The organism is Pseudomonas sp. H11T01, from assembly GCF_048515765.1.
GTDB lineage: Bacteria > Pseudomonadota > Gammaproteobacteria > Pseudomonadales > Pseudomonadaceae > Aquipseudomonas.
In genome coordinates, this window is sequence record NZ_JBLYED010000014.1 from 94,252 (window position 1) to 104,926 (window position 10,675).

At 56.7% G+C, this 10,675-nt stretch carries 7 protein-coding genes and 1 pseudogene; 5 read left to right on the forward strand and 3 right to left on the reverse strand.

Annotated elements, in window-relative coordinates; genetic code table 11:
• Window positions 1–4 precede the first annotated feature (4 nt).
• Window positions 5–2,002 carry an alpha-1,4-glucan--maltose-1-phosphate maltosyltransferase gene (locus tag ACN1C3_RS19515; protein WP_419117400.1) on the reverse strand — a complete coding sequence of 666 codons (1,998 nt, stop codon included), beginning with the start codon at window positions 2,000–2,002 and terminating at the stop codon, window positions 5–7.
• A gap of 822 nt (window positions 2,003–2,824) precedes the next feature.
• On the opposite strand from ACN1C3_RS19515, the gene ACN1C3_RS19520 reads away from it, so the two are divergent.
• From ACN1C3_RS19520 to mapR, 5 genes and pseudogenes are all read left to right on the forward strand, one after another.
• On the forward strand, window positions 2,825–3,568 hold the full coding sequence (locus ACN1C3_RS19520; RefSeq protein ID WP_419117401.1) for an ABC transporter permease: 744 nt from the start codon (window positions 2,825–2,827) through the stop codon (window positions 3,566–3,568).
• Complete coding sequence (locus tag ACN1C3_RS19525; RefSeq protein WP_419117402.1) at window positions 3,568–4,311, forward strand: ATP-binding cassette domain-containing protein; 744 nt, start codon at window positions 3,568–3,570, stop codon at window positions 4,309–4,311. The genes ACN1C3_RS19520 and ACN1C3_RS19525 overlap by 1 nt, the downstream gene beginning before the upstream one ends.
• Window positions 4,312–4,316: 5 nt before the next feature.
• Window positions 4,317–4,424 (forward strand): annotated as a pseudogene (locus ACN1C3_RS19530) (DUF3203 family protein); the annotation flags it as partial.
• A 206-nt stretch (window positions 4,425–4,630) separates the two neighbouring features.
• Entirely contained in the window at window positions 4,631–6,043 is a 1,413-nt protein-coding gene (gene ccoG / locus ACN1C3_RS19535; RefSeq protein WP_419117403.1) for a cytochrome c oxidase accessory protein CcoG, read from the forward strand.
• A 105-nt stretch (window positions 6,044–6,148) separates the two neighbouring features.
• Complete coding sequence (mapR, locus tag ACN1C3_RS19540; RefSeq protein WP_419117404.1) at window positions 6,149–7,558, forward strand: GntR family transcriptional regulator MpaR; 1,410 nt, start codon at window positions 6,149–6,151, stop codon at window positions 7,556–7,558.
• A 167-nt stretch (window positions 7,559–7,725) separates the two neighbouring features.
• On the opposite strand, the gene ACN1C3_RS19545 is transcribed toward mapR, so the two are convergent.
• Both ACN1C3_RS19545 and ACN1C3_RS19550 read right to left on the reverse strand, forming a co-directional pair.
• Window positions 7,726–8,472: an SDR family oxidoreductase gene (locus ACN1C3_RS19545; protein WP_419117405.1), complete on the reverse strand. Its 747-nt coding sequence runs from the start codon at window positions 8,470–8,472 to the stop codon at window positions 7,726–7,728.
• A gap of 121 nt (window positions 8,473–8,593) precedes the next feature.
• On the reverse strand, window positions 8,594–10,675 hold the full coding sequence (locus ACN1C3_RS19550; RefSeq protein WP_419117406.1) for a putative bifunctional diguanylate cyclase/phosphodiesterase: 2,082 nt from the start codon (window positions 10,673–10,675) through the stop codon (window positions 8,594–8,596).

The window sequence follows — 10,675 nt, forward strand, 5'->3', positions numbered from 1 at the left end:
TACATCACGTCGCCGTTATTCGCCAGATCCCGAACGGCTGGTGCCACGGCTCGATCCGCATCCATTGAGTTTTGCCGTACCAGGTCCACCGATGGCCGTTCATCAAATCCTCGCCTTGAGTGGCGGCATCGTCGGGCAAACCCATCTCCCACAGCGGCAGTTCAAAATTCGCCTCTTGTGCATTGAACGGATCGAGACTGACCGCCACCAGAATGAAATTGCTGCCATCGGCGGTGCGCTTGCCGAAATACAGAATGCTGTCGTTCCAGGCGTTATAGATTTTCAATCCCAAATGACTGTGCAGCGCCGGGTTCTGCCGGCGAATGCGGTTGAGCTGGGCAATCTCGGCAATGATGTTGCCCGGCGCGGTGAAGTCTCGCGGACGGATCTGATACTTCTCCGAGTCCAGGTACTCTTCCTTGCCCGGCACCGGCGCCGCTTCACACAACTCGAAACCGGAATACATGCCCCACAGGCCCGAGCCCATGGTCGCCAGCGCGGCACGGATCAGGAAACCGGCGCGGCCGGACTCATGTAGAAAACCCGGATTGATGTCCGGTGTATTGACGAAGAAATTCGGCCGAAAACACTCGCGCCACGGCGACTCGTTCAGTTCGGTGAGGTAGGTCGCCAGTTCAGCCTTAGTATTGCGCCAGGTGAAATAGGTGTAACTCTGGGAATAGCCGACCTTGCCCAGGCGCGCCATCATCGCTGGCGTCGTAAAGGCCTCGGCGAGAAAAATCACCTCAGGATAAACCGCCCGTATATCGGCAATCATCCACTGCCAGAACGGCAAAGGTTTGGTGTGCGGGTTATCGACCCGAAAGATCTTCACCCCCTCCTCGATCCAACCGACGACGACATCGCGCAGTGCGAGCCAGAGGCTGGGAATCGCCTCGGCAGCATAGAAGTCGACGTTGACGATGTCCTGATACTTCTTCGGCGGATTCTCGGCGTATTTGATCGTGCCGTCCGGGCGCCAGTTGAACCAGCCTGGGTGCTCCTTGAGCCAGGGGTGATCCTGGGAACACTGAATGGCAAAATCCAGGGCGATTTCCAGCCCGTGTTCAGCCGCAGCGGCCACCAAGCGGCGGAAGTCTTCCCGAGTACCCAGTTCTGAATGAATCGCCTCATGCCCGCCCTCGGCACTGCCGATGGCATAGGGGCTGCCCGGATCATCAGGGCCAGCCGTGAGGGAATTGTTCGGGCCTTTGCGGTAACTCAGACCAATGGGGTGAATCGGCGGGAAGTACAACACATCGAAGCCCATGTCGTGGAGCATCGGCAATCGCGAGTGCACATCATTAAAGGTGCCATGGCGCGTCGGGTCATCGGTGATCGAGCGCGGAAACAGCTCATACCAACTGGCGAATTGCGCCAGCTCCCGTTCGACGTCCAGCGCGTAGTCAGGGCTGATACTGAGGTAAGCACGATGATCGGTCTGGGCCATCAACTCGGCGCTGCGTTGGTGCAGGAACAACGCGACCTGTTCGGTTTCAAGCAAACCAGAGAGTTCATGGTGCAACGCGCTCAACTGCTCACTCAACGCACCGTCACTACGTTCGACCGCTTGCAGCACCAGATTGCGCCCTTCCTGCAACTCCAGGCTGACCGGCACGCCGGCCATATGTTTCTTGCCCAGCTCATAACAAAAACTGGCGAACTGATCGATCCAGGCCTCAATGCAAAACACATAGAGCCCTTGTTTGACCGGCGTGAACTGGCCTTGCCAGCCGTTATTGCCCAGATCGGTCATGTCCTGGCTTTGCCACACGGAATCAGCCGACCCGCGCCAGCGGATCTTGACCGACAGCTTGTCATGGCCGTCGGCGAACACCTTGCTGGTCACCGTCACCGGCTGGCCCGCCACCGCTTTGACAGCGAACTGGCCACCATCAATGACCGGCGTGGTGCTCTCGATCGCAATGCGTGGCAACAGCAACGCCTGCGGCAAGGGTAATTTCGGGTTGTGCTCAAGCTCTGTCGGTTTTTCAGCAATCATCGAGCATCTCTCCTAACGCCCCATGGACGCGCTTGTGCCTGGTCGGACCTCAGTGCGTTCGGCTGTCCCTGAATGAACTCACTTAGATTCCGAGCCAAAAACTCAGTGGAAAGTTCAGACGGATTTACCTGCGGCGTCCCCCGGCAAAAAATCGGGAGTCAAAGTCCCCCCTCGACGGTCAACCGCTTTACTCCTGTCAACAACAAGCAGAAACGAGGCCATGTTCATGGGTATTCCAATTCCAGCTGAAACGCCTGATCCCAATATTGACGAGCCGACTCTACCGCCACCTGATCCAGCGCCAGACCCTACGCCTGTTCCAGAACAGGACCCGATACCACCTGGCATTCAGCCGCCGGTGGGAGACCCTCCGAGCGAGGAATCGCCGGTCAAGGCTTGATGCAAGAGTAGTTATAGATCCCGGCGAACGTGCTTGAGGTGGCTTCTTGAAGCACCCTTTTTTCGTCAATTGAAGCTACCGTCTGTCGCCTTTTTTTAGAAAAAGAGTCACATCGGAAAGAAAACGCACATAAAAAAGAGAAATGACTTACTGGGTCCTACAGTCATGTTTTGATTAGCATTACTTCGATATATTTCAGGCAATGACAATTAAACCCAGGTTTTAAAAGAACTTTAAAATGCACCTCAACCCACTTTATTTTTCAACATAAGAATCAGCACACAAGGACATTCCTGTATTTTTGCACGACCTTTCTTTCAAAACTGAATGATATTTCCTACGGGAACACATCCACTCATTTGCAGTTAACCCCGCAAATAGTTAAAACTGGCAATGGCACCATTACCACAGGACTAACAGTGATGAAAAAAGGCATGTACACAAGAGTTCTGACTCTTACAAGATTATTCGCAAAAGAACATTTAAACGAACCTATCGCTTTTTTTTGGATTATGATTTCCCCCTGTGCCCTTTTCTATTTTTTTGCAATAACCAGACAAGACACCAGCTACTTTCTGAGCAATTACACAGCCGCATCAGCGTGGTTCTACGCCTACATTTCGTCCAGCGTAGCATTATTTGGATTTGCCTTTTACATCATCGGGCGAAGAGAAAGTGGTTTTGTCCGATCATTCATCTACTCTCGGGAATCCAGGGCAATTTTTCTTTACTCCCACTTTCTCGCCTACTCGCTCATATCAATAGCCTATTGCGGAGCTTTCTACCCAGCAACACGCCTTCCTTTCGGAGGGTATGAACTCAAGGAATTTCTGGACATTACCCTGCGCTTCTACATTTGCTTTGTCATGTTTTGCATCTTGGGAATTGTGTTCGCGCTACCGCCCATTAATTTCCAAAACTCAAACACCCCACTATCAATTATTTCGTTCTGCATGCTGATTCTCGGTGTCATGGGGGCCAGCAGAACAAACGAAATGACAGACATTATAAATTCAGGCAATCCGCTGATGTTTGCCAACCGATTAATGGCTGAAGGCTTGGAACACAATAAATTCATCGTAATTACAATACTATTAACTTTTGCTGCGGCCTTCTCGGGAACGCTAAAATACTTAAGAATAAATCCAGTATGGAGCCGATACTAATGAAGAGTTTTCGTGCGGAGCGCATTGATTTTGCCTACGGAGATAAAGCGCTTTTAACCAAAGCATCCCTTAAAATCCCCCAAGGCTCCATCGTAGGTATATTGGGGCCAAACGGCTCTGGAAAAACAACATTCTTCGATATCGCCTGCGAACTCAAAAGCGTAAAATCAGGCGCGATACACAATGACTTTACTAAATTTTTATATTTATCCCAAATCATCACAACACCTCCTGCACTGCGCATGTGGGACATATTCAAAATGGTCACCGCACTTTCATCAGACGAACATATGTCACAACCCCAGGCACTAGACAAACTAAGCCTATGGAGCCCAGGCATAGTTGATCGATACAAAGACATCTGGAACAAAAAATCTTCGTTATGCAGTTATGGCGAAACACGCTGGTTTTTCACTCTGTCACTGCTGGCCATTTCTGCCGAATTCGTGATTCTCGACGAGCCTACCGCAGGCGTCGATCCAGAGTTCCGACACTACATATGGCAATGCCTTCATGGCGCTGCCAGGGAAGGTACCGCCATCCTGGTTTCGTCCCACAACGTCGATGAAGTGGTCAATAACTGTGACTATTTTTATATGATCAGCCAGCAGCGCTTCAATTATTTTGACAGCGGTTCCGAGTTCATGCGCCGGTATGGCGCCAACACTCTGGACGACGCGTTTATTCGTGCCGTCTCTGAACCTACGTTCGCAATGCGGACCGCGGTGCTGAAAAAACACTAATCCATGCCGCTCGCATCTACATTACCGAAGCAGAAGCCGACGCATTGACCGTCGCAGGCGCGGTGGATGGTCGTAAGCATTTGAAAGCTACTGTCAGTGGTTCGGTGATTTGACTGATCCAGATCACAGACAGCGTCAAGCGTCTGCGTTAGGGGTTGGCGTCTCGCTGTAACGGGGCCGCCGAGGGTGCTGCAACTTGTCGCAGGCAGACACCGCGCGCCCATCTGATCCGCTTTTTATTCCAATACCTGAGCCTGTTATGCAAACAGATCGCTGGTCATAGTGCATAGGCCTGATGGAGGCTGATGAGCGAAAGACCATGAGCGATAGAATCCCCGTCCGTTTAGTAGAAACATTCGAGCCTTCGCGTCCAAAGATGAAGGCCAAATCCAGCGACAACCTGATCCATACCCGCAGTTTCACCGGCTTGTTCCGAAACTTGCGAGTGAGCGGCGCGGGCTTTTTGTTCCTGGCGTTTTTTGGCACCGTGTGGCTGAACTGGGGTGGCCGTCAGGCGGTGCTCTGGGACTTGTCGGAAAGCAAATTTCATATCTTCGGCGCGACGTTCTGGCCGCAGGATTTCATTCTGCTCTCGGCGCTGCTGATCATCTGCGCCTTCGGATTGTTCGCGATCACCGTTTTCGCCGGCAGGGTCTGGTGCGGCTACACCTGCCCCCAGAGCTCCTTTACCTGGCTGTTCATGTGGTGCGAAAAGGTGACCGAAGGCGAGCGCAATCAGCGGATCAAGCTGCAAGCCGCGCCCTGGAGTCTGAACAAACTGATGCGTCGCTCGGCCAAGCACACGATGTGGCTGGCCATCAGCCTGCTCACCGGTTTGACCTTTGTCGGGTACTTCACGCCGATCCGGCCGTTGGCTAACGAGCTGCTGACTTTTCAAATGGCTGGAGTCAGTCTGTTCTGGGTGGTGTTTTTCACCGGTGCGACTTACATCAACGCTGGCTGGTTGCGCGAAGCGGTGTGTATGCACATGTGCCCCTACGCCCGCTTTCAGAGCGTGATGTTCGACAAAGACACCCTGACCATCTCCTACGACGTGGCCCGCGGCGAAAACCGTGGCCCGCGCAAACGCGGCGTTGCGTCGGAAGAGGTGGGTCTGGGTGACTGCATCGACTGCCAGCTTTGCGTGCAGGTCTGCCCCACCGGTATCGATATTCGTGACGGTTTGCAGATGGAATGCATTGGTTGCGCGGCGTGTATCGATGCGTGCGATTCGATCATGGACAAAATGGGCTATGCCCGCGGGTTGGTCAGCTATACCTCGGAGCATGAGCTGCAAGGTGGCAAGACCCGCCTGCTGCGCCCACGACTGATTGGCTACAGTGCGGTGTTGCTGTTAATGACCGGCGCGTTGGCACTGGCCTTGGTGGAGCGGCCAATGGTCTCGCTGGATGTCAGCAAGGACCGTGGGATGTTCCGGGAAAACAGCCTGGGCCAGATCGAGAACATCTACAGCCTGAAGATCATCAACAAGACCCAACAACGCCAGCAGTACCGTCTGGCTCTGGTGGATGGCGATGGCTTCCAGTTGCAGGGCAAGACTGAGCTGAGCCTGGCCGCGGGTGAGATTGTCGACGTGCCGGTATCGGTGGCGATGACCAGCGAGCGGCCGAGCAGCAGCTCGCAAAGCATCAGCTTCAAGATTGTCGACAGCGACGAGCCTGACATCTACAGCGTGGCGAAGAGCCGGTTTGTTGCACCGATGAATCGTTGAGCCTTTAGAATCCACCCCTCACCCTCTCCCCAAGGGGGAGAGGGTTAGGGTGAGGGGTCGATTTCCCTGACACCCAACACAAAAACCTAGCGACAAGGCTTTTCGATGAAACGCTACGAAAAATTCGCTGACGACATCGCTGAACTGATCCGCTCCGGGGTGCTCGGCCCCGGCCAGCGCGTGCCGTCGGTGCGCTACGCCAGCCAGACTTACGGGGTCAGCCCGTCCACGGTGTTCCAGGCGTATTACCTGCTGGAGCGTCGCGGACTGATCCGCGCCCGGCCGCGTTCCGGCTACTTCGTCAACACCCACGCGCCGAGCCCGTTCTCGGAGCCGGTGATCAGCAGCCAGGTCAGCGAATCCACCGAAGTCGACGTCAGTGAACTGGTGTTCTCGGTCCTCGATTCGATCAAGGACCCGAACACCGTGCCCTTTGGCTCGGCCTTCCCCAGCCCGACCCTGTTCCCGCTACAACGCCTGGCCCGCTCACTGGCCAGCGCCAGCCGCGAAATGGACCCTCGGATGGTGGTCACCGACATGTCGCCGGGCAACCCGCAACTGCGCAGGCAAATCGCCCTGCGCTACATGGTCGGCGGCTTGATGCTGCCCATGGAAGAACTGCTGATCACCAACGGCGCCCTCGAGGCCCTGAACCTGTGCCTGCAAGCGGTGACCGAACCCGGCGACCTGGTGGCCATCGAAGCCCCGGCCTTCTATGCCAGCCTACAAGTGCTCGAGCGGTTGAAGCTCAAAGCGGTGGAAATCCCTGTGCACCCACGGGACGGTATCGACCTTGGGGTTCTGGCACAAACCCTCGAACGGCATCCGATCAAGGCCTGCTGGTGCATGACCAGTTTCCAGAACCCCATGGGCGCGACCATGCCCGAAGCCAAGAAGCAGGAACTGGTGGAGTTGTTGCGCACGCATCAAGTGCCGCTGATCGAGGACGACGTCTACGCCGAGCTCTATTACGGCCAACAGGCGCCGAAACCGGCCAAGGCGTTCGATACCGAAGGCCTGGTGATGCACTGCGGCTCCTTCGCGAAAAGCCTGGCCCCTGGCTACCGCATTGGCTGGGTCGCCGCCGGACGCTACGCGCAGAAAATCGAACGCCTGAAGTTGATGACCTCACTCTGCGCCTCGATGCCAGCCCAGGCCGCCATTGCCGACTATCTGCAACACGGTGGCTACGACCGTCATCTGCGCAAACTGCGTTACGCACTGGAGGAACAGCAGAGCGCCATGCTCGCCGCCATCGCCCGCTACTTCCCGGCACAAACCCGCGTCAGCCAACCGGCTGGCGGCTACTTCCTGTGGCTGGAACTGCCGGCGCAGATGGATTCGTTGAAGTTGTTTCAGATGGCACTGGCGCAGGGCATCAGCATTGCGCCGGGACCGATTTTTTCACCGACACAGCGATTCAGGAATTGTATTCGATTGAATTACGGCAGCCCGTGGAATGAGGTTGCGGAGAAAGCGATGGAGACGTTGGGAAGGATTGTGCGGTCGTTTTGATGGTTTAGTGTCGCCTGAGCCACCGCTATCGCGAGCAAGCCCGCTCCCACACTTGATCTGCGTAAGCCCACTATGGTGTGAACAGCGCAGAACTAATGTGGGAGCGGCGGTGCGGCGATCCGACTTGCTCGCGATGAGGGCCGACCAGGCGATGCAGATCTAAAGAATTAGCGCCCACCGCCCAAATCCACAAACGTCCCGGTCGCATACGAGGCCTTGTCCGACAGCAGCCAGATAATCGCTTCGGCCACTTCATCGGGACGGCCGCCGCGGGCCATGGGGATACCGGATTCGAGTTTGCTGACCCGGTCCGGGTCGCCGCTCAGGGCGTGGAAATCGGTGTAGATGTAGCCAGGACGCACCGCGTTGACGCGAATCCCCTCGCCGGCCACTTCTTTGGACAGGCCAATGGTGAAGGTGTCCAGCGCGCCTTTTGAGGCTGCGTAGTCGACGTATTCACCTGGAGAACCCAGACGCGAGGCGACTGAGGAGACGTTGACGATACTGCCGCCCTGGCCGCCGTGTTTGGGCGACATGCGCAACACCGCGTGCTTGGCGCAGAGGATCGGCCCCAGCACGTTGGTTCTCATGACTTTGAGAATGCGGAATTCGGACATTTCATCGACCCGGGCCTTGTGCCCGACGGTGCCCGCGTTGTTGACCAGTGCCGTCACCCGGCCAAGCTCCGTATCGACCCGATGGAACAGGGACATGACTTCGTCTTCGATACTGACATCGGCGCGTACGGCAATCGCCTGGGCGCCCAGTGCACGGACTTGCTCGAGGACCTGCTGAGCAGCCTTCTCGTCCGCCTGGTAATTGATACAGATCCGATAGCCCTGCTGCGCTGCCAACAGTGCGGTGGCCGCGCCGATACCGCGGCTGCCGCCGGTGATGATGATGACTTTGTCCATGCTGTCTTTCCCCCATTCCAAGCGTAAGCAGTCGGGGCCAAGAATAACCGTCATCTGCGAGTTTTGCATGGACTGTGTGGCGTCTGTACGGACGCCATGAACGATAACGCGGTCTAATTAGTCAGCCCGCCGCCAGTTGCTCCGCCCGATTGATATCGGCCATGAAACGCTCGGCCGGCAGCGGATGCCCGAGCAGGTAACCTTGCAGCGAATCGCAACCCAATTGGGTCAGGAAATTCTGCTGCACATCGGTCTCCACGCCTTCGGCGACGATCCGTAACCCTAGCGCCTGGCCGAGGGCGACGATGGCTGAAACGATGGCGGCGTCGTCGCTGTCATGTTCCAGATCGCGGACAAAACCACGGTCAATTTTCAGTTCGTTGGCCGGTAAACGTTTGAGGTACATCAGGCTTGAGTAGCCGGTGCCAAAATCATCGATCGACAGGTCGACGCCCATTTCCGAGAGTTCCTGGAGCACCGTCATGCTCGCGTCCGCGTCGCTCATGGCGGTGGTTTCGGTGATTTCCAGGGTCAGACTGTTGGCCGGTAAGCGGTGCCGCTCCAGTGCGCTGGCCACGCTTTTTACCAGCCCCGCATGACAAAACTGCAAGGCCGACAGGTTCACCGCGATACGCCAACCGGTGTAACCCTGCACGTACCACTCACGCATCTGCCGGCAGGCTTCGTTCAAGACCCATTCGCCGATCGGGATGATCAGCCCGGTTTTTTCCGCCAGATCGATGAACTTGTCTGGCAACAGCATGCCGTGCTGCGGATGCACCCAACGCAGCAAGGCCTCGGCTCCCACAGGCTGGCCGTTGCTGGCATCGAATTTTGGCTGGTAATACAGACTGAATTGCTTGTGCTCGACGGCGGCGCGCAGGTCTTGCAGCAATTGCAGTTGCTTACGAGCGTTGGTGTTCATCGAAGCGTCGAAGAAGCGATAACCGTTTTTACCGGTGCCTTTGGCGTGGTACATCGCCGCGTCGGCGTTCATCAGCAATTCTTGAGCGGTCTCACCGTTACCGGGAAAAAGCGCGATGCCGATGCTGGCGGATATTTGCAAGTCATGCTCGGCCACCCGGAACGAGCGCGAGACCAGCCCTACCTGACGGGCCGCCAGGCGCAGGGCATCGTCCGGTTCGCCGAGCTGCACCAGCAACACGAATTCGTCACCACCGATACGCGCCAGAGTGTCCTGGCTGCGCAATTCCTCACGCAAGCGCAGGCCGACCTCACGCAGCAACTGGTCGCCCATGTGATGGCCGAAGGCATCGTTGACCGGTTTGAAACCGTCCAGATCGATGAACATCAACGCAAAACAACCACCCTGCTCCTGCACTAGATTCATCGCTTGATCAATGCGATCAGCCAGCAGCACCCGGTTTGGCAATCCGGTCAGGGTGTCGTGCAGGGCCAGTTGGGTAAGCTCCTGATTGGCCAGGGTCAAGGAGTCGGCCAGTTCAGCCGTGCGGGCTTCAAGGCGGGCATCGAGGATGGAGGTCAGCAAAGCGATACACAGCACCGCCAGGGTGGTGACCAGCACCAGGTTGTCCAGCCCCTTGCCGCTCAGGCCGTTGAGCGCTGCGCCACAAAAACTGCCGTCGGCGAAACGCGCGGCGGCCATGCCGGTGTAATGCATGCCGACAATGGCGATGCCCATGATGACCGCTGCACCACCACGGGCGAATCTTACGTAAGGGGTGTTCTGGCGCAGCCGGAAGGCAATCCACAGCGCAGCGGCTGAAGCGCCGACGGCAATCAACAAGGACGCGCTGAATAGCGCCGGGTCGTAATCAATACCCGGCTGCATGCGCATGGCGGCCATGCCGGTGTAGTGCATGGCGCTGATCCCGGCGCCCATGATCAAGGCACCGACCCCCAACTGCCAGGCTGGCAGGCGCGGCTGACTAACCAGCCACAGAGCAAAACCTGAGGACAGGATGGCGATCAACAGGGATAACAGGGTGATCGAGACGTCATAACCGAGGTCGATCGGCAACCTGACGGCCAGCATGCCGATAAAGTGCATCGACCAGATGCCGACCCCCATGGCCAGCGCCCCGCCCGCCGTCCACAAATGAACCGCCCGGCCTTTGGCTGTAGCTATACGTCCGGTGAGGTCGAGAGCGGTATAAGAGGCGAGAATCGCTACACACAGGGAGATCAAAACCAGCGCGGGGGAATAGCTACCGATGAGCAT